Source organism: Streptomyces yongxingensis, from assembly GCF_055597465.1.
The window spans coordinates 1,306,016-1,325,523 of sequence record NZ_CM145717.1; the positions used below are offsets into that span (position 1 = coordinate 1,306,016).

16 protein-coding genes are annotated in these 19,508 nt (G+C 73.0%); 7 read left to right on the top strand and 9 right to left on the bottom strand.

What is annotated here, in order from left to right:
- Positions 1 to 7 precede the first annotated feature (7 nt).
- Complete coding sequence (locus ACZ6TD_RS05465; protein ID WP_471351243.1) at positions 8 to 1,261, bottom strand: FAD-dependent oxidoreductase; 1,254 nt, start codon at positions 1,259 to 1,261, stop codon at positions 8 to 10.
- A 181-nt stretch (positions 1,262 to 1,442) separates the two neighbouring features.
- Here ACZ6TD_RS05465 and ACZ6TD_RS05470 point away from each other — a divergent pair, with 181 nt between their 5' ends.
- Positions 1,443 to 2,177, top strand: a complete 735-nt coding sequence (locus ACZ6TD_RS05470) for a peptidoglycan-binding domain-containing protein (RefSeq protein WP_471351244.1) — start codon at positions 1,443 to 1,445, stop codon at positions 2,175 to 2,177.
- 71 nt (positions 2,178 to 2,248) lie between these two features.
- Here the strand turns inward: ACZ6TD_RS05470 and ACZ6TD_RS05475 are convergent, their stop codons facing one another.
- A complete protein-coding gene (locus ACZ6TD_RS05475) occupies positions 2,249 to 2,851 on the bottom strand; it encodes a recombinase family protein (protein WP_471351245.1) in 603 nt (200 codons plus the stop codon).
- 305 nt (positions 2,852 to 3,156) lie between these two features.
- On the opposite strand from ACZ6TD_RS05475, the gene ACZ6TD_RS05480 reads away from it, so the two are divergent.
- From ACZ6TD_RS05480 to ACZ6TD_RS05500, 5 genes are read left to right on the top strand one after another with little or no spacing between them, the layout of a single operon-like run.
- The gene (locus ACZ6TD_RS05480; RefSeq protein WP_471351246.1) at positions 3,157 to 4,026 is read left to right on the top strand and encodes a DUF1932 domain-containing protein; all 870 of its coding nucleotides are present in this window, start codon (positions 3,157 to 3,159) and stop codon (positions 4,024 to 4,026) included.
- Positions 4,027 to 4,086: 60 nt separating this feature from the next.
- Positions 4,087 to 4,305, top strand: coding sequence for a hypothetical protein (locus tag ACZ6TD_RS05485; RefSeq protein ID WP_471351248.1), 219 nt, complete (start codon positions 4,087 to 4,089; stop codon positions 4,303 to 4,305).
- The gene (locus ACZ6TD_RS05490; RefSeq protein ID WP_471351250.1) at positions 4,290 to 4,457 is read left to right on the top strand and encodes a hypothetical protein; all 168 of its coding nucleotides are present in this window, start codon (positions 4,290 to 4,292) and stop codon (positions 4,455 to 4,457) included. Before ACZ6TD_RS05485 ends, ACZ6TD_RS05490 begins: the two co-directional genes overlap by 16 nt.
- A complete protein-coding gene (locus tag ACZ6TD_RS05495; protein WP_471351251.1) occupies positions 4,454 to 5,113 on the top strand; it encodes a 4-carboxy-4-hydroxy-2-oxoadipate aldolase/oxaloacetate decarboxylase in 660 nt (219 codons plus the stop codon). Before ACZ6TD_RS05490 ends, ACZ6TD_RS05495 begins: the two co-directional genes overlap by 4 nt.
- 46 nt (positions 5,114 to 5,159) lie before the next feature.
- Positions 5,160 to 5,813, top strand: coding sequence for a GntR family transcriptional regulator (locus ACZ6TD_RS05500; RefSeq protein ID WP_471351253.1), 654 nt, complete (start codon positions 5,160 to 5,162; stop codon positions 5,811 to 5,813).
- A 147-nt stretch (positions 5,814 to 5,960) separates the two neighbouring features.
- Here ACZ6TD_RS05500 and ACZ6TD_RS05505 read toward each other — a convergent pair whose 3' ends face one another.
- From ACZ6TD_RS05505 to ACZ6TD_RS05520, 4 genes are all read right to left on the bottom strand, one after another.
- On the bottom strand, positions 5,961 to 6,386 hold the full coding sequence (locus tag ACZ6TD_RS05505) for a DUF4158 domain-containing protein (RefSeq protein WP_471351254.1): 426 nt from the start codon (positions 6,384 to 6,386) through the stop codon (positions 5,961 to 5,963).
- Between the two features lie 131 nt (positions 6,387 to 6,517).
- Positions 6,518 to 7,915 (bottom strand): CAP domain-containing protein, encoded by a 1,398-nt coding sequence (locus tag ACZ6TD_RS05510; RefSeq protein ID WP_471351255.1) that lies wholly within the window; start codon positions 7,913 to 7,915, stop codon positions 6,518 to 6,520.
- A 100-nt stretch (positions 7,916 to 8,015) separates the two neighbouring features.
- The gene (locus ACZ6TD_RS05515) at positions 8,016 to 9,488 is read right to left on the bottom strand and encodes an NAD-dependent succinate-semialdehyde dehydrogenase (RefSeq protein ID WP_471351257.1); all 1,473 of its coding nucleotides are present in this window, start codon (positions 9,486 to 9,488) and stop codon (positions 8,016 to 8,018) included.
- Between the two features lie 88 nt (positions 9,489 to 9,576).
- Complete coding sequence (locus tag ACZ6TD_RS05520) at positions 9,577 to 10,836, bottom strand: aspartate aminotransferase family protein (RefSeq protein ID WP_471351259.1); 1,260 nt, start codon at positions 10,834 to 10,836, stop codon at positions 9,577 to 9,579.
- Between the two features lie 202 nt (positions 10,837 to 11,038).
- On the opposite strand from ACZ6TD_RS05520, the gene ACZ6TD_RS05525 reads away from it, so the two are divergent.
- A complete protein-coding gene (locus ACZ6TD_RS05525; protein WP_471351260.1) occupies positions 11,039 to 12,724 on the top strand; it encodes a PucR family transcriptional regulator in 1,686 nt (561 codons plus the stop codon).
- Between the two features lie 243 nt (positions 12,725 to 12,967).
- On the opposite strand, the gene ACZ6TD_RS05530 is transcribed toward ACZ6TD_RS05525, so the two are convergent.
- The 3 genes from ACZ6TD_RS05530 to ACZ6TD_RS05540 form a co-directional block, all read right to left on the bottom strand.
- Positions 12,968 to 13,573: a LuxR C-terminal-related transcriptional regulator gene (locus tag ACZ6TD_RS05530; protein ID WP_165556367.1), complete on the bottom strand. Its 606-nt coding sequence runs from the start codon at positions 13,571 to 13,573 to the stop codon at positions 12,968 to 12,970.
- Positions 13,574 to 13,904: 331 nt separating this feature from the next.
- Positions 13,905 to 16,715, bottom strand: coding sequence for an AAA family ATPase (locus ACZ6TD_RS05535; RefSeq protein WP_471351262.1), 2,811 nt, complete (start codon positions 16,713 to 16,715; stop codon positions 13,905 to 13,907).
- The gene (locus ACZ6TD_RS05540; protein ID WP_471351264.1) at positions 16,705 to 19,461 is read right to left on the bottom strand and encodes an AAA family ATPase; all 2,757 of its coding nucleotides are present in this window, start codon (positions 19,459 to 19,461) and stop codon (positions 16,705 to 16,707) included. The genes ACZ6TD_RS05535 and ACZ6TD_RS05540 overlap by 11 nt, the downstream gene beginning before the upstream one ends.
- Positions 19,462 to 19,508 lie beyond the last annotated feature (47 nt).

Below are 19,508 nucleotides of genomic sequence, written 5' to 3' on the forward strand. Positions count from 1 at the left end.
CACCGGCTCATCCGGAACGGCGCAGCGACTCGGCCGGGGGCCGCTCGCGGCCCGCGCCGTAGGCGAGGAAGTACGCGGGAGCCCGCTTCAGCCAGGGCGCCTTGGTGAGCACCTCGGCCAGCCGCAGCGGCTGCCCTCCGGCGGCCGGTGAACGCCCCTCCAGCAGCGGCCCGATGACCCGTGCGTGGGCGATCCGCTGCAACCCTTGCGTCGCGACGGTGGTCGGCCACCGGCGGCGCTGGACGGCGCGTACGTCGGCGAGGCCCACGGTGCCCTCGCGCAGCGGCCCGGCCAGATGGCGGGCGGCGGCGACCGCGTCCTCGACGGCGAGGTTGATGCCGATCCCGAACACGGGCGACATCGCGTGGGCCGCGTCCCCGATGCACAACAGCCCGGGGCGGTGCCAGCGGCGGAGCCGGTCCATCCGTACGTCCAGCAGCTTCACCTCGTCCCAGGACCGCGGGCCGGGTTCACGGTCGGCAGGGCCCCGCCGCATCCATGGGGTGGCCTCCGTGAACGCGGCGAGGAACCGGTCGAGACCTTCCGCCCGGCACTTGGCGTCGGCCCCCTTGGGGATCAGGGCGGCGCACTGCCAGTAGTCCCCACGGTCGATCATCGCGGTGAGGAAGCGCTCGCCGACATTGCCCACCAGCCCCTGGGGGTCGCTCTCCGCACGCGGCAGCCGGAACCACCAGACGTCCATCGGGCAGGCGAACTCCTGGAGTCCGAGCTCCGGCAGGTCGCGGGCGAGCGATCCCCGGCCGTCACAGGCCACGGTGAGGGTGGCGCGCAGTTCGCCGGCGGAGCCGGTCGTGCGGTCGCGGTAGCGGACCCCGGTGACCCGTCCGCGCTCCATGAGGAAGGAGGTCACCTCGGTGTTCGTCCGCAGGTGGAAGGTGGGTTCCCGGCCGGCCTCGTCCGCCAGCAGATCGAGCAGGTCCCACTGCGGAACCATCGCCACGTAGTTGTACTTGCCCGGCAGTGAGCCGATATCGCCGACCGTGAACAGCTCGCCGCCCCGCCCTATGGGCAACTGGATGGAGTGCACATGCCGCTGCGGCAGGGCCGCGAACCGGTCGGCGAGGCCCAGGTCGTCCAGGAGCCTCAGCGTACTGGGGTGCACCGTGTCGCCGCGGAAGTCGCGCAGGAAGTCCCCGTGCTTCTCCAGGACGGTGACCTCCACCCCGGCCCGGGCGAGCAGCAGGCCGAGGACCATCCCGGCCGGCCCGCCGCCCACCACACAGCATGTGGTCCGCTCCATCTCATGGCTCCCTTCGACGTCCCCGAGGCCATGCGCACCCTCTCAGGAGGGGTTACCCGGCAGCGCCACGCCACACCGGCGCCGCGGGGCTCCGGGGCCTCCGATTCACGATCGGCTTGAATCTTCCCGCGCCCGCGTCCGTATCCCCGCGTGATGGTGTGGGGCGCATAAGGAGGTCTGTATGGCAGCCGAACCCGATCCGGACCGACCAGCCGGGCGTCAGGTGATCGAGCCGACCGCCGTCTTCCCCGCGACGCCGGAGTACGACGATGCCTCGGAGGGGCCGGTCGAGGGGTGGATGGAGGAGCTCGACCTCTTCCGCCCGCCGGGCACCGAGCTCCCGCCCGAGGCCCCGCCCATGGCGGATGACGACACCCAGGAGATGACGGGCGGCCCGTCCGCCGCCGACGCCTGGCCCCCGCAGGAGGCACCGGCCGCGCCTCAGCAACCGCCCGCCCCGGCCGGACGGCGCCGCCCCAGCGCCGCCCTGCTGGTGCTGGCCGGGCTCGGCGCGGGGGTCGCCCTCTCGCTGGTGATGATGATGCCCCGGGACTCGGCGTCCGGCGCGGCCGAGGGCGGCGCGTCGGCCACACCGACCGCGCCCAGCGCGCCCGCGACCTCCGGCGCGCCGCAGACGCCGAGCGCCCCCGCCTCCCAGGCCCCGGACGACCAACTGCCGCCGCCGGGCGACCCGGGCGATGTGCTGACCCTCGGGAGCACCGGCCCGGAGGTCACCGAGCTCCAGAAGCGGCTGCTGCGGGTCCCGAACGTGTATCAGGACGGGCAGGTCAACGGCCAGTACGACCAGACGCTGGCCCAGGCCGTCTCCCGGTTCCAGGTGTGGTACGGGATCCGGGGTGACGCGAACGGGGTGTACGGGAGCGCCACACGGCGCGGTCTGGAGTCGCGCACCTGACGCCACGGCCGTGTTCTCCCGAAGCTACGGCGAAGTGACGAGTAGCTCTCTGTAATGAGAGTGACGCCCGGTCAGGGAGAGTGAGGCGGGGCCCAGGGACTTCGCCAACCTGAAGGGCGGCGAAGTCGGCGTGGGCCTGCTCGACGGCTTCGGGGTACGCCTCGCGCTTGGCGTGCTCGGCGAGCGCCCGGTAGATGCTCGCGACGGAGGGGTTCTGCCTTGCGCTTGCCGGCGGGGATGAGCATCTCCAGGACCAGGCCGTGGGCGGTGAAGTGGTCGGCGAGCGCGGTGAGCTCGGCGGCGTCGCGGCCGAGGCGCTTCATCTCGTACACGGTGAAGATGACCCGGCAGTGCGGGGCGTGCGCCTTGATCTCCCGCGCTGTGCGGAGTGCCTCCTCGAACTGGGGGCGGGCCCGGACGCGGGTGCTGATCTTCTCGCTGAAGATCTTGTCGCGGGGGATGCCGTGCTCGGCGAGCGCGTCGAGCTGGGAGTCGAGTTCCTGCCCGAGGGTCGAGCAGCGCGCGTAGCCGATGCGGACGTCCGCGCTCGGCAGGTCCGGGTCGATCGGCGCCGGGGGTGGGTTGCCGGGCCGCCACGGGCGGCCCGGGCCTCGCCCGCCGTCGGCGGCTGCCGCGTGGGCGCCGGCCGCCGAGGTCCTTGGAGGTGCACTCACTGGATCAGGTCGTCGGGTCGATTGTTCGGACGCTGCACTGCTCTCTGCGGTGTCGACCCTTACCCAGGTTGCTGCGCGTGGACGCTCCCGGGCAGGACCGCGGGGCTGTGTGCTGCGACATCGCGGCCTCGATCCCCCGGCGGTGCTCGATCCGGAGGGGGTAGGCAGGTCACCCCAACCGTGCTATCAAAGTACAACCAAACGATTAGCACACGGTTTCCCGACGTGAACGCGGCTGATTGTTCTTTGATTGCACGATCCATTGTTGAGTGGGTCGCTGTGCGCGGAAGGCAAGGTCCCCAAGCATGAAGATCGTGATCGTGGGCTGCGGCGAGGTCGGTCTGGCCTACGCCGAGAAGGCCCTGCAGCTCAGTTCTGCTCCGCACCTGGAGTTGCTCGATCCCGCTCCGGCATCTGCGGCGGTGGCTTTTGCCGACGGGCGGGGCCTGTCACTGCACCGCGAGACCGGGCAATGGCTGAGCGGGGCGGAGCTGGTGCTGCTGGCCACCCCGGGCGGTGCGCTCCAGCCAGTGCTCGACTCGCTGCTGCCTCATCTCCCTGCCGGTGCCGTGATCGCCGACCTGAGCACCGCCTCCGCGGACGCCAAGCGGGACGCCGCCTCACGCTGCGCACAAACCTCCGCACGCTACGTCGACATCGCCATCACCGGGTCGGTGGCGGTCAGCAGGGCCGCCACCCCACTGCTCTACGCGGGCGAGACGATCCCAGAACTCCTCGACCTGTTCCGGGAACTCGGCGCCCCGGTCACGCTGCTGGACGACAGCCGCCCCGGGGACGCGATGCGCGTCAAGCTCCTGCGCTCGGTGCTGATGAAGGGGCTGGAGGCGCTGGCCGTGGAGTGCCTGCCGGCTGCCCGTGCCTACGGCGTGCTCGACCAGCTCTGGGCCGCTCTGCAGGACGTGGACCGCACGGGCTTCACCAACCTGCTCCAGGCCATGACCCGCACCCACCCGAGGCACGCCGCCCGCCGCGAGCACGAGGTCGCGCAGGCCGCCGAGCAGCTTGAGCAGATCGGCTGCCCGAGCGCGATGACCCGCGCCACCGAGCAGCGCTTTGCGGTAACCCGCGCGGCTGCCGACTCCTCCGGCCCCGCGGACGACACCACCGACGCAGCGATCGACTGGATCACCGCGACCCGCTCGAACACGCTCTGACCCGTGCCTTCCTCAGCCCGCCCCCCACCTTTTCCTCATCCCCCTCTTCAGCGGAGAGCCATGTCCACAGTCCCCAATGACGTGGCCGGACAGTACAGGCCCGCCGTCGTCAACAGGGTCAGACTGCGGCTCGTACCGTTCCTGGCACTGCTCTACGTCATCGCCTTCATCGACCGCGCCAACGTCGGCTATGCCGCCCTCGACATGAACGCCGACCTGGGCATCAGCCAGGCCCAGTTCGGTCTGATAGCGGGCCTGCCCTCGTGGCCGTCGTCCTGATCATCTCCGGTCTCCTCGTGGTACGCCCGCGCTTCGTCCGCGACGCCGAAGCCGCACTGCGCGCGCCCACCGACACCGACCACGACCGCACCCCCACGCCTGCCCCTGCCGCCGACACCTCCCGCTCGCCGATCCCGAAGGACCGAACGTGACCCTCATCCACGCTCCCCGTCCCGCTCAGCAAATCCTCACCCGTCTCGGCGAACTCGGCGCCGCCACCGTCTACGAGGCCAACGGCCAGACCGGCGCCCTGGACTCCGGTCTCAAGCCACTCGACGCCAGCCGCACGCTGGTCGGCACCGCCGTCACCGTCGACCTGGCACCCGCCGACAACTGGTACATCCACGTCGCACTCCTCCAGGCCGGTCCCGGCGACGTCCTCGTCGTCAACGCCCAGGGCTACACCGAAGCAGGACCCTGGGGCGACGTCCTGACCTGCGCGGCCCAGGAACGAGGGCTGGCCGGACTCGTCATCGACGGTGCCGTCCGCGACAGCCGCGACATCGTCGAGGCCGGCTTCCCGGTCTTCGCCCGCGGTCTGTCCATCAAGGGCACCAGCAAGGCCGTCCCCGGCCAGATCAACGTTCCCGTCACCGTCGGAGGCGTCCTCATCCACCCCGGCGACGTGATCCTCGGAGACGCCGACGGCCTCGTCCGCATCACCGCCGACCGCACCGAGCATGCCCTGGCCGCCTCCGAAGCCCGTGCCGCCAAGGAAGCTGACTTCCGCGACCGCATCCGCGCCGGTGAATCCACCCTTGACCTGCTCGGACTCCCTCACCCCGGCACCACGGAGGCAAGCCGGTAGTCGGCTAGTCTTGCCGGGGGCAACCGGTATGAGGAGGCGAGTAAGGTTGGGGCGGCCAGCAGACGCGATCTACCTCGCTCTGAAATCCTCCATCCAGACCGGCCAGCTCGCCCCCGGCGAGCACCTCGTCGAAGAAAACCTCCGCGCCGAGTACGGCGTCAGCCGCACCCCGGTCCGCAACGCCCTGCGCCGACTCAGCGAGGACGGCCTGGTCACCATCGAGACCAACCGCGGCGCCTTCGTGGCCTCCTGGACCGACAGCGACGCCACCGAAGTCATGGCGATCCGCTCCATGCTCGAGCCGTACGCCGCCCAACTCGCCGCCGAACGCCGCACCGACTCCCAGCTCACCGAGCTCTACACCCTGTGCGACCGGATGGAAGCCTGCGCCACAGAGCAAGCCTCTGACTTCCGCGATGAACTGGCACACAGCAACCACGACTTTCATCTCCTCGTGCTGCAATGTGCCGCCTCACCTCGCCTGTACGGCATCGCCGTCAACCTCGCCCGCGCGCCGATGATGCTGGGCTCCTTCCAGCTCTACAACAGTCACCAACTCGGGCGCAGCCTCCAGGACCACCGCGAACTGACCAACGCCATCGCCCTGCGCGATGCCGCCGCCGCGCGCGCCGTCATGGAGGCCCACCTGCGGCTGTCCTACCTGGCACTGACCGCGGCGCCTGCGCCCCTGCAGTGCTAGCGGGGGGGGGGAGGAATCCGCACTCGGGGTCGCAGCGGGTGCTGCGGTCGGGCAGCGCGTCCAGGTGCTCAAGGGCGTGCTGGAGCGAGGCGGCGAAGGTGCGCAGCCCGGCCAGGCGGCGTTCGGCGTCGTCGAGCCGCCGCCGCCTCAGCCAGCCGCAGCAGGATGCCCTCCTTGCCGCGCGTCCTCGGTGATCAGGTCGTCCGGCCGGGACCGGGTCGCCGCTGACAGTCGGCCCACGGTGACCGTGCAGAACCGCTCCTCGAAGGTGCTGACCGCCTTGCCCACCAGCCGGGCTATCTGTCCTGGAGCCGGCGGCTCCAGCCGGTCCTTGCGGCAACGGGCCACCACCGCCGCCTCCGCGAGCCTGTCCCTGTTCAGCTCCACCCCACACAGCTCGACCGCCAGCCACTCGGCGAGCCGGGCCTGGTCGTCCTCGGAGCACTCACGGAAGCCGAACCCGCCCCGGATCTCCATCCGGTGCCGCTTGATCGCCCGCCCCGACCAGTCGTACGCGGCCCACTCCTCCGCGGCCACCTTCACCTGCCGGGCGACGTACGACACCGCCGGCACCGGGATCTCCCCGGCGTTCAAAAACGCTGACAAGCGCACCCCAGATCCGCTACAGAGAGCTACTTGTCACTTCGCCGTAGCTTCGGGAGAACAGGGCCGCCACGGCCGGAGGCGGACAGGGGCGGGGGCCATCAGGCGGCGCCGAAGACCTGGGTCCAGTACGTGCCCGCGCGGCTTCCGGTGGCGTGGCCGACGCCGATGTGGGTGAAGTCGGGCTTCAGGATGTTGGCGCGGTGGCCCGGACTGTTCATCCAGCCGCGCACCACCTCCTCCGGGGAGCGCTGGCCGCACGCGATGTTCTCGCCGATGCCGCGGTGGGCGGCCCCGGCGGCCCTGGCCCGGTCCCAGGGCTGGGCCCCTTCGGGGCCGGTGTGGGAGTAGAAGTCGCGGGCCACCATGTCGTCGCTGTGCGCCTGTGCGGCCGCCGTCAGCCGTGGGTCCGGGGCCAGGGGCGCGAGCCGGGCGGCGGCGCGCTCCGCGTTGGTGAGGGCGATGACCTCGGAGGCCAGGCGCAGCAGCCCGTCCGGGGTGAACGGACACGCCCATACCGCCGTCCAGTAGACGTCCCCGGTGGTGGGTCCGTCGGCCCGGCCGATCCCCAGGTGGACGAGGGCCGGATCGTGGAACGGTCCCCTGCGCTCGGCGCCCTCGATGCAGTAGTCCACGAACTCCCGTGGGGTGCGCGGCCCGGAGACGATGTGCTCGGCGACGGTCAGCGGGCGGTATCCGTGCGCGGCGATCCGGTGGAACAGCGAGGTCCCGTCCGGGCTCTCCAGCGCCGGCGCGCCGTGGGCGGCCATGGCCCGGGCGTGCGCCTCGGCGGCCGCGGTCAGCCGTCCGTCGAGGGCCACGGGCGCGGCCCCGGCCCGTGCCCGCGCCGCGTTCACCACGTCGAGGGCCTGCCGCGAGGCCCCGTCGACGGGCGCGGGGGCGAGAGGCGCCGGGGCGGGAGGCGCGAGCGTGGGAGACATGAGAGGCGCGGGAGACACGAGAGCCTGGGGAGGCGCGGACGCGGGGGACGCGGAGGACCCGGGCGCGGCAGGGGCTCCGTCGTCGGCGACGTCGACGCCGAAGTCCCGGGCCACACCGGCCAGTCCGTCGGCGTACCCCTGGCCGATGGCCCGCACCTTCCAGTCGCCGCCACGGCGGTAGATCTCGGCGAGCAGCAGCACCGTCTCCCGCGAGGGGCGCGGCGGGGCGAACCGGGCCAGCGGCGCTCCCCGCTCGTCCAGGACGCTCAGCACGGGCGCCGGGAGCCGCCCCAGCGGGGTGCCCGGGTCGGCGGGGCTGATGACGAGGGTGACCCGGGCGGCGCCGGGCCGCAGCGCCCGCGGTCGCAGGGTGACGGTGTCGCCGTCCAGCCGGGCGCCGGGTGCGGTGGGCTGGTTGAAGAAGACGAAGTCGCCGTCGCCCGCGACCTTTCCGTCCTCGCCGGTGATCAGCGCGGACAGGTCGAACGGGCCCGGCACCCGGATGGTCAGCGCGCCGTCGGGCAGCGCCTGGTTCCCGCCGGGCACCAACTCGCCCATGTCCGCTCCTCACCGCGTGTATCCGGAGGCAACGCGTCATGAGGGCAACGCCCGGGCGCCCCCGGCGGTTCCGGCGGGCGCCCGGGCGGTGTGGCGGCGGTCAGACCGGCACCGCGACGTACTTGTACTCCAGGAACTCGTCGATGCCGACGCGGCCGCCCTCGCGTCCGAGCCCGGACTGTTTGACGCCGCCGAAGGGGGCCGCGGGGTTGGAGACCAGTCCGGTGTTGAGGCCGACCATGCCGACCTCGAGCCGCTCGCTCACCCGCAGCGAGCGGTTGAGGTCCCGGGTGAACAGATAGCCCACCAGGCCCCATTCGGTGCTGTTGGCGGTGGCGACGACCTCGTCCTCGTCGTCGAAGGTGAGGACGGCCGCGACCGGTCCGAAGATCTCGGTCTCCATCAGCCGGCTGGCCGGGGAGACACCGGTGAGCACGGTGGGCGGGTAGAAGCAGCCGGGGCCCTCGGGGGTGCTGCCGCCGACCAGGACCTCGGCGCCGCGGGCCACGGCGTCCGCGACCAGTTCCTCGACCTTGGTACGGCCGGCCCGGTCGATGAGCGGCCCGACCTGGACACCGGGGCGGCTGCCGGGGCCGACCTCCAGCGCGCCCATGCGGCGGGCCAGCCGGTCGGCGAACTCGGCCGCCACGGAGGAGTGGACGAAGAAGCGGTTGGCCGCCGTGCACGCCTCGCCCATGTTGCGCATCTTGGCGGTCATGGCGCCCTCGACCGCGACGTCGAGGTCGGCGTCCTCGAAGACGATGAAGGGGGCGTTGCCGCCGAGTTCCATGGAGGTGCGGACCACCGCGGGCGCGCTCTGGGCGAGCAGGGTGCGGCCGACCTGGGTGGAGCCGGTGAAGGAGAGCTTGCGGACGTGCCCGCCGGTCAGCAGCGGCTCCACGACCTCACCCGCGCGGGAGGTGGTGACCACGTTGAGCACCCCGGCCGGAAGTCCCGCCTCCGCCAGGATCCCGGCGAGCGCCAGGCTGGACAGCGGGGTCTGCGGGGCGGGCTTGAGCACCATGGTGCAGCCCGCGGCGATCGCCGGGCCGATCTTGCGGGTGCCCATGGCCAGCGGGAAGTTCCACGGCGTGATGAGCAGACAGGGGCCGACCGGGCGGCGCATCAGCAGCATGCGGTTCTTGCCGTCCGGCAGCGTGGAGAACCCGCCCTCGACGCGCACGGCCTCCTCGGAGAACCAGCGGAAGAACTCCGCGGCGTAGGCCGCCTCTCCGCGCGCCTCGGCCAGCGGTTTGCCCATCTCGGCCGTCATCAGCGCGGCGAGCGCGTCGGCCCGCTCCATGATCAGCTCATAGGCGCGGCGCAGGATCTCGCTGCGCGCGCGGGGCGCGGTGGCCGCCCACTTCTCCTGGGCCTCCTCGGCCGCGGCCAGGGCGCGCTGCCCGTCGGCGGGGGCGGCGTCGGCGACGTCGCACAGCACCTCACCGGTGGCCGGGTCGTCGACCGACATGGTCTGGCCGCCCGCCGCGTCGGACCACGACCCGGCGATGTAGAGCTGCTTGGGCACCGCGGCGAGGACCTCCGCGGCCGAGGGGTACGAGGGGGTGGACATAGGGGCAATCTCCTATCGGACCGCCGCCGGTCCGAGGGGTTCGGACCGGCGGGCGGATCGGGCTCCCGTGGGTGATGTGCGGTGCGCGTCAGGATTCCGCCGTTCCGGCGCTGACGGCGGCGGACCAGGCGCGCAGACCCTCGTCGATCGCCGCTTCGTCGACGACGAGGGCGGGGATCATCCGGACCACATGGTTCCAGGCGCCGCACAGGAGCAGCAACAGCCCTTCGTCCACGGCGGCGCGCTGCACCCGGGCCGCGGTCGCCGGGTCCGGCTCGCCGTCGGCGGTGACGAACTCGCTGGCCAGCATGAGGCCGAGGCCGCGCACATCGCCGATGGCGGGGGTCTTGGCGGCCACGTCCTCCAGACCGCTGCGCAGCCGCGCCCCCATGGCCTCGGCGTTGGCCACGAGGTTCTCCTCGCGGACCACGTCGAGGGTGGCGACGGCCGCCGCGCAGGCCACGGCGTTGGCGCCGTAGGTGCCGCCCTGGGAGCCGGGCCATGCCTTGCTCATCAGCTCCTCGGAGGCGGCGATGCCGGACAGCGGGAAGCCGCTGGCCAGCCCCTTGGCGGTGACCAGGATGTCGGGGCGGACGCCGAAGTGGTCATGGCCCCAGAACCGTCCGGTGCGGCCCACCCCGGTCTGCACCTCGTCCAGGATCAGCAGGAAGCCATGGCGGTCCGCCCGCTCCCGCAGGCCCTGCAGGAAGCCCTCGGTGGCGGGCACATAGCCGCCCTCGCCGAGCACCGGTTCGACGATGATCGCGGCGGTGTCGTCGGGCGGGGAGATGGTCTGCAGGACGTAGTCCAGCTCCCGCAGGGCGAACCGGGTCGCGGTCTCCTCGTCCCAGCCGTACCGGTAGGCCGTGGGGAACGGGGTCACCACGACGCCGCTCATCAGGGGCGAGAAACCGGAGCGGAAGCGGGTTCCGGAGGTCGTCATGGAGGCGGCGGCCACGGTGCGCCCGTGGAATCCGCCGTGGCAGACCAGGACGTTGGGCCGGCCGGTGGCCTGGCGGGCCAGGCGCAGGGCCGACTCCACGGCCTCGCTGCCGGAGTTGGTGAAGAACAGACTGTCGAGGCCCGTGGGGAGCACCTCGCCCAGCTTCTCGACCAGTCGCCGCAGCGGCGGGTGCATCACGGTCGTGTACTGACCGTGGATGAGCGTGCCCACCTGCTCCTGGGCGGCGGCGACGACCCGCGGATGGCAGTGCCCGGTGCTGGTGACGCCGATGCCCGCGGTGAAGTCGAGGTATCGCCGCCCGTCCTCGCCGTCGACGTAGGCGCCCTCTCCGCGGACGGCGACCACCGGAGTGGCTTGACGGAGCTGCGGCGACAGATTGGTCATGTTCTCTCCCACACCCACGGGTCGGCGATGCTCTCGGACACTTCGAGGGTGAGGGGGCGGACCCGGTCGGGACAATGATCACTGTGTCGCTGGGTGGTGATCGCTATGGACGATCTGTCAACGACCCCGGGGACGGGCCCTGTCAAGAGGCCGACCGGGATCGTGGTTGCGCTCGGCGTGCGGGCTTGTCAGAGTGAGCGGCATGAACGGCTCCGGTGGCACCGCGTACGACGCTGCCGGACGGCCGCCGACCCGGCCCGCCGAGCCCCCGCGGATCCCGGGGCGTCCGCCGCTCAGCCTCGCCGAGGTGCTGCGGCTTCCGGTGCTGGCCGCCGGGGCGCCGGAGGTGGTCTCCGGCCATGGGCAGCTGTCCCGGCCGGTCCGCTGGGTCCACATCACCGAGCTGCTCGACCCGGCGTCCTTCCTCAAGGGCGGGGAGCTGGTGCTGACCACCGGGATGCCGCTGCCCGAGGACCCGGCGCTGGTCCGCCGGTATGTCGACGAGCTCGCGGACGTCGGCGCCGCCGGACTGGTCATCGAGCTGGTGCGGCGCTACCACCGGCCGCCCTCGGAGCTGGTACGGGCCTGTCTGGCGCGGGACTTCCCGCTCGTCCTGCTCTCGCGGACGGTGAACTTCGTGGAGGTCACCCAGGTGCTCCACTCCCTGATCGTCGGCAGTCAGGTGGAGAGCCTGCGCCGGGCCCAGGACGTCCATGACACCTTCACCGCGCTGACCCTGCGCGGCGCCGGGCCCGAGGAGGTGGTGGACATGGCGGCCGAGATGAGCGGGCACCCCGTGGTGCTGGAGAACCTGGTGCACCAGGCCGTCATCTGCGGTTCCCCGGGGCGCGGGGTGGAGGGGGCGCTGACCGGCTGGGAGCGGCGCTCGCGCGCCACCCGCTCGCCCGACCGGACCGGGCTGAGCGGCCCGGAGGACTGGCTGGTGACCGCGGTGGAGTACCGGGGCGAGCGGTGGGGGCGGCTGCTGATGCTCCCGGACGGGACCGGGGACCCGGCGGTCGGCCCCGAGGACGCGATGGTCCTGGAGCGCACCGCCACGGCCCTGACCATCGCCCGGCTCACCCATCACACCCGCTGGGAGCGGCGGGCCCAGCGCACGCTGCTGCTGGACCTGGTGGAGCAGCGCTGCCGGTCCAGGGGCGAGGCCCGGGCCAGGGCCGAGGCGCTGGGCGTGCCGGTCGCGGGCCGCCGGCTGCTGGTGGTACTGGTCAGCCCCGGCCCCGGCGCCGGGGAGACGACCGAGCTGGAGGACCGGCTGACGGACGAGCTGGGGGCGGCCGGGGCCGCCGTGCTGGTCGGCGCGGTGCCCGGTGACCACATAGGGGTGCTGCTGGCCCTGCCCGCCGCCACGCCGTGGCGGCCGCTGGTGGAGCGGCTGAGCCGCTCGGTGCGGGAGTCCCGGCCGGACGCCGTGATCAGCGTCGGCTCCGAGGTGTCGGAGCTGTCGCAGACCGCCCGGTCGTTCCAGCAGGCGGCACGGGTCGCGGACGCCGCCGTTCCGGGGACGCCGGACAAGGCGTTCCACGAGCTGTCCGATATCGGGCTGCGGCAGTTGCTGTACGCGCTGCGCGGCGATGTGCGGCTCCAGGAGTTCGTGGAGCGGCAGTTGGGGCGGCTGGTGGACTACGACGAGCGGCACGGCACCGATCTGCTGCCGGTGCTGCACACCTTCCTGGACGCGGCGGGCAACAAGACGGTGGCCGCCAAGCGCGCGAATCTGTCCCGGCAGGCGTTCTACCAGCGGCTGCACTCGGTGGAGCGGGTGCTGGGCTGCGATCTGGAGTCGGGTGAGCAGCGCACCCAGCTCCATGTGGCACTCACCGCCTTCCGTCTGCTGCGGCTGTCCCGGGGCCCGGCCCCGTCCTGAGAGCCTGTGTCATATCCCCGGCCGGGCGTGCGACGCCTGGCACGCACGCTCGCCGCGTTGCCGAAACGCCCAAGTGGCTCCGCCACGAGGGCGCTCCGGCGCCTTGCGATCGCACGCCCCAGACGCCGCACGCTGATCCGACCGGGGATATGACACAGGCTCTGAAACGGCGACGCGCCACGGCCGGCCCGGATCGAATCCGGGCCGGCCGTGGCGCGTTCGTGGACCTCCGCGGCACGCGGGTCATTTGACGAAGTCGTCGACGACCTTTGGCGGCCAGCAACCGACGTTGAGTACGCCGATGGAGTAGGCGCGGGAGACGAGGGCCGCGCGGTTGGGCACCCGCAGCTTCCGCAGCAGCCGAGTCACGTGGTACTCGACACCCTGCCGGCTGAGGTAGAGCCGGGAGGCCAGGGGGATGGTGGAGAGCCCGGCGGCGATGCCCTCCAGGATGCGCGCCTCGGTCTCGGTGAGGAGCTTCTTACGGTTGGTGACCATGTCCACCTCCTCGCCACCCGCCGTGGGACGCATCACCACGAGGATCGAGGCCACATGGGCGGTGCCCTCGCGCACCGCCACGGCGGTGAGCCCGCTGGTGAAGGCGGCCCCCTCGGCCCCGATGGCCACCACATGGGTGGTGAACCGGTGGCGGGAGCCGTCGAGGAGCCGGGTGAACTGCCGCTTCAGCGCCTGTCGGACGCTGGGGTGGACAAGGTCGAGGAAGTCGCGGCCGCACACGTCCGAGGAGGCGTCGTCGAACTGCCGGAAGAATTCCCGGTTCGCCTGCTGGACGATGAGCGACGGGTCGAGACAGACGACACACGCCCCTGGCTGATCGAACTGGCGCAATAGATCCGTGTACTCGGTCTGCTCGTGTCCAAGCTCGTGGGGGGTTGGCCGAGCCGAATCCGCTAGTAAAGGCAATGCCAAGGGACTGCCATCCCTTCCTAATTCTCAGTATTCGGAATCGAATATCAATATTCAATTCCAAATGTTCATTTCAGAATTGAGACTAGGGATCTACGGGTACGGAAGTCAACGTCAACAGGGGTGTCGCCGCCCAATCCCGTGGTGGGGTGCCCCGAAGGTTCGGTCCGCACCCCACCCCTTCGGTGGGCCGGTACGGTCGGTTCACGAATCCTCGTCAAACAGCGTCCAATTATCGCCGTTAACGCGCCGTTCACGAATGCATGCGAGGCAGCAGCTCGATGAGCTCGCGCCGCCCGGAGACGCCCAGCTTGCGATAGGAACTCGTCAGATGCTTCTCGATGGCGCGGGAGCTCACCCCCAGCTCGGCCGCGACCTCCTGGTTGGTCAGGCCGCGTCCGACGAGGGAGGTCACGGTGCGTTCGGTACGGGTCAGGGTCGCCTCCGGCGGGGCGGCCGCCGCACCGCTGCCGTCCGCCGCGCGGATCCGCTCGACCAGCCGTGGCACCCCGCACGCCGAGGCCAGGGCCGCGGCCTCCCGGAGGACCGCCGCCGCCTCGCCGCCTCCCGGCCTCAGCCGCTTGCCCAGCAGCAGGAGCGTGCGGGCGAGTTCCAGTTCATTGGCCGAGGCACGCAGCACATCGACCGATTCGCGCAGCAGCCGCACCCCCTGGTCACCGTCGCTCAACCGGGCCTTCACCCGCAGCGCGCGGCCGAGTGCCACCGGGGCGCCCCATTCCGTCGCCCGCAGCAGCTCCTCGTCGGCCAGCGCCCTGGCCGCGCAGGGGTCACCGACCCGCCGGTGGAGGTCGGCAGCCCAGGGCCGCCAGGAGAAGAGCACGGGATTGCGCCAGCCCGACGCCTCCAACTGCCGGCCGCTGGCCAGGAGGGTTTCCAGGGCGCTGGTCCAGCGGCCCTGCTCGGCGTCCTGCGCCGCCTTGACGAACTGCAGCGCCGTGGTCAGGGCCAGGCTCGAGGAGCGGCGCCGCCCGGGACCGTCCAGAATCCGCTCGATCAGCGCGGAGTCCTGGAGGTCCAGGGCGACGCGGGTGAGGGCGAGGGTGGAGACGACCCCGGCCTCCTGCCAGTGCACCTCGGCCAGCCGCACCGCGCGCTCACCGTACTCACGTGCCTGGGCGACGCGGCCGCGGGCGCTGAGCACCATGGCCTGCTGAACGTTGACGAGCGCGTCCACGACCGTGCCGCCCTGCCGCCGCGTCTGCTGCTCCATCGCCAGCCAGGAGCTGATCCCCCGTACCGAATCGGCGGCCACCAGCCCGATCACCACCAGCGGCAGCGGGGTGTGGACCTGGTCGGAAGTGGCCGGTTCGCGCTCCAGGATGCGGTTGGCCAGCCGGGCGACCTCGGCCGCGGGCCATCGGGCGGTGAGCACCGCCGCGTTGAGCAGCACCGCCGTCAGCTCACGCTCGGCGGAGGTGAGAAGTGGCGGCTCCTCCCCCAGCGCGGACAGCCGCTCGACCGCCGCGGCCAGCTCCGCCGGGTCCTCGTGTCCGGCGTGCCGCAGCCGCGCCTCGAGCCGCAGCGCCACATCGCGGGCCGTGCCCTCCAGCGAGGCCGCGGGCCCCAGGTCCTCGGCGACCTGGTGCAGCAGATCGATGACCGACGGGGGCCCCAGGCCCACGATGGTGGGCGAGATCCGCAGGGCCGCGGCGGCCCGGAGCCTTGCCGTGGTCAGCAGGGGGATCGCCTGGGAGATGTGGCGTTCACAGGCGGCCGGGTCGAAGCCGCGCTCCGCGGTGGCCAGATCGATCAGCAGCCGGGCCCGGCCCTCCCCGGTCAGCGAGCCGTCGAGGAGGGCGCGGCGCAGATAGCGGGCGGCGGTGCGGGGCGCGCCGCGGCGCAGCGCGGTGTCCGCCGCGGCCCGCAGCACCTCCACCGCCCAGGGGTGGTCGGAGCTGGTGACGGCCATGAGCTGGGCGGCGACGAGCTCGGCGGGGCGTCCGTTGTGGTACATCAGGGCCGCCGCGGCGTCGTGCAGCCGCTCCCGTTCGGCCACGGTCATCGAGGACTCGACGGCGTCCTGCACCACCCGGTGGAGGAAGCGCGGCTCCTGCTCGGCGGCGAGCAGCCCCAGCTGGTGGAGGTCGCGCAGCGCGGCCAGGAAGCCGATCGGGTCCAGCCCGGCCAGCCGGCCCAGCAGGTCCGGTTCGGCCTGGTCGCCGAGGACCGCGATGGCGGCTGCCAGGTCGCGCGGAGGCCGGGGCTGGGCCCGCAGGGAGCTGGCCAGCCGCTCGCGCAGCAGGGCGGGGCGCAGGGTGCGGGCCGTCTCGGCCTGCTCGGCGGTGGGGCGGTGGCCGCGCATGGCCAGGTCCGCCAGCACCGACTTCAGGAACAGCGGGTTGCCCCCGGAGCTCTCGTGACAGGCGCGGGCGAACTCCTCGTCCCCCGGCACGCCGAACTGCTCGAGGATCACTTCCTTGGTGGCGCCCAGCGACAGCGGCGCGGGGCGCAGCACCCGGCGCGCCGCCTCGACGATCTCCCGCAGCAGTGGGTCCCCGGGGCGCCGGTAGCCGTCCCGCAGCGCGCAGACGACCACGGCGCGCAGCCCGTGCAGCCGCTTGACGAGGAAGGCGAGCCAGCGCAGCGAGGGGGTGTCGACCCACTGCAGATCGTCCACGAGGATGAGCAGCGGGCGTTCGGCGCCGGCGACGGCCAGCACCGAGCGCAGGCCGTACAGCGCCTCCTCGGGGATGGTGACGGCCCCGTCCTCGCCGAGCGGCGGGGCGTCGTCGGAGAAGACCGTCCGGCAGAGGTCGACCTCCGACTCGATGCGGTGCCCGCGGAGCTCTTCCGGGGCGCCGGTGAGCAGGCTGTCGAAGAGCTGGCGGACCACGCCGAAGTCGAAGTCCTGCTCCATCGGCGCGGCGTTGGCGCGCAGGACCCTGATCCTCTCGCCGTCAGCGAGCATCGGCAGCTGGTGCAGCAGCGCGGTCCGGCCGGTGCCCAGGGGGCCGGTGAGCAACAGCAGTGACGAGTCGCCCGCCGCCGCGGCCCGCAGGGCCTCCGCGACCTGCGCCAGCTCGGCCTCCCGTTCAAGCAACATCGATTCCGCCTCCCTGTGCCGCCCGCAGCAACGCGATCAGCTCCGCGCGACCGCCGATCCCCAGCTTTCGGTACGCACCGCTGAGCCTCAGCTCCACGGTGCGTCTGCTAACGGAGAGGGTCTCGGCTATCTCCCGGTTGCCATGGCCGAGTCCGACGAGGGCGGCGGTGCGCTGCTCGGGTTCGGTCAGCGTCGCCCACGCCGGATGCGGGACGCGTCCGCGGACGGCGGAGGGCCCCGTCCGCTCGGACAGCTCGCGCACCTTCGCGACCAGCTTGCTGGAGGGCCGGTGGGCGATGACGAAGGTGAACAGCTCGGCCACCAGGGGGGCCGCGGCGCGCGGGTTCCCGGTGTCGAGTTCGGCCGTGGCCAGCTCCAGCAGGGCCCCCGCGTAGGCGAGCCGGGCCGGGGTGGAGCGCAGGGTGGCCACCGCCTCGCGGAGCCGCTCGACCCGCCCCTCGTGGGCCACCCGTCCGGCGCCCAGCTGGGCCCAGCCGAGCGTGTTGGGGGCGCCCCACAACCGGGCCAGCGCGAGCTCCTCGTCGGCGAGCCGCCGTGCCTCCTCGTGGTCGCCGAGGGCGTCGTGGACCCGGGCGGCCATCGAACGCCAGGGCATCAGGGCGGGGTTGATCCGCCCGCGGCCCAGCTGCCATCTGCCGGTGGCCCGGAACAGCTCCACCGCCTCGGGCAGCCGGTCGTCCTTGACGGCCACCAGCGCCCTGGCGAAGAGCAGATAGCCCCAGGAGGCGCCCTCGCGCGACTCGGCGGGGGCGGAGGCGGCCGCGAGCACACCGGCCTGGCCGAGGTCGCCGTTCTCCAGGGCGATGAGGATCCGGACGGCCAGCAGATACGGGACGGTGTAGCGGTGCCAGAGGGAGCGGGGCAGTGACCGCTCGGCGGCGGCCACGTCCCGTTCGGCCATGTCGAGACGGCCGCGCCGCAGGTTCAGCTCGCCGCGGACGGCCAGGGCCTGGGCCGCGGCCGCGCGGGCGTGCCGCCGGCGCAGGTCGGTGTGGAGCACGTCCAGCCGGACCTCGGCCTCGTCCAGGTCGTCGGTCAGCAGCAGGGTCCGGGCGGCGGTGAGCCGGGGCAGGATCAGGGCGCCCGCGCCGCCGTCCAGGGTGAAGACCCGATGGGCCAGCGCCCGGGCGGTGGGCAGGTCCGCCCCGCGCAGGGCCAGCCGCCAGGCGCGCGCCGCGGCCTGCACCGGGCAGGTGGGGTCGTCGGGCAGCGGTGGGATCCCGTCCGGGACCAGATCGGTGTCGTCCTGCCCGTCGGACTCGGTGAGCCAGAACAGCCCGGCCAGTGCCCCCCGTTCCTCGCCGTCGGTCGAGGGCAGCACCTCGACGATCGCGCGGCGCAGCGCCTTGTCGTCGCCGCGGGAGAGTCCGAGGTCGGCGGCGCGCACCCGGATCCGGCCGGGCCCGCCGTCGCCGGTGCGTATGATCTCCGCCAGCCGGCGGCCCGCGGCCTCGGGGGCGGCCAGCACTTCAATGGCGGCGAGTTCGAGGCCCAGCCGCGCGCGCGGCGCCGGGTCCAGCGGCTCCTCCAGCGCCCGGGACAGACAGGCGATCGCCTGGGCGGTCCGGCCCGCGCGCAGTGCGGCGGCGCAGGTGCGGCGCAGCACGGGGATCACCCAGGGCTCGTCGACCGGGCGGGCGGCGAGCAGCAGCCGGGCGATGTCCTCGTCGGCCACGGCCGCCCGGTAGGCCAACTCGGCCGCCCGGGCGTGCAGCTCGGCCCGCTCCTCGCCGGGCATCTCGGCGAGGATCCAGCTCCGCGCCTCGGGCCGGCTCAGCCGGAGCCCGGTCCCGGAGGCGATGGCGAGCCCGCTCTCCTGGAGGACCTCGGGCAGTCCGGGCTCGCTCGCGGCGCGGGGGCCGGCGAGCGCGTACAGCAGGGAAACGTCCAGCAGATCGCCGCAGACGGCGAGCGCGCGGACGAGCGCGACGGCCGTGTCGGACAGCGCTCCCAGCACGCGGACGGCGTGTTCACCGCCCACGGCCTCGGTGATGGTGGACAGTTCCGGCACCCGCCCGGCCACCGGCGCGTAGCCGTGTTTGGTGAAGCGGCGCAGTGCCTCGGACAGCACCTCGGGGTTGCCCGCGCTCGCCTCCAGGGCCGCGGAGATGAAGGCGTTGTCGCCGGGGCGGCCGCAGATCAGCGCGACCGTGGCGGCCACGTCGCGCGGGGCGAGCGGGGCCAGTTCGAATTCGAGGGTGATCACCTGCTGCGGCGCGGTGGACAGGGGGCACGCGCCGGGGCGGAGCCGGCCGGTGCCGCCCACCAGGAGGACGATCAGGGCGTCGGGCAGCCGCCGTATGAGCGCCCCGAACCAGCGCAGCGAGGCCGGATCCAGCCATTCCACATCGTCGACCACCAGCAGTGTGGGCCGCTCCCGGGCGGTCCGCAGCAACTCGGTCAGGCCCGGTAAGCGGCTCTCGGGCCCCCGTCCGGTCAGGGCCCTCATCGAGCCGTCGGTGAGTCCGTCCATCGGGGCCAGCAGCTGTCCCACCACGCCGTAGCGCACATCGCGCTCGCCGGGGGTCGCCTTGGCGCGCAGCACGCGGAAGCCCTGGTCCTCGGCCAGCCGGGCGGCGAGGTTCAACAGGCGGCTCTGTCCGTAACCGGGCTTGCCGATCAGTGTCACCACCGAGGATCGGCCCCGGCCGAGATCGGCGACGGTCTGGGCAAGCATGGCCTGCTCTCGTTCACGGCCGGGGAACGGGAGCCCGTTGAGCTGCATGGTGTGACTATATGCCTGGGATGGGGCGTGGACCTGTCACCGAACCG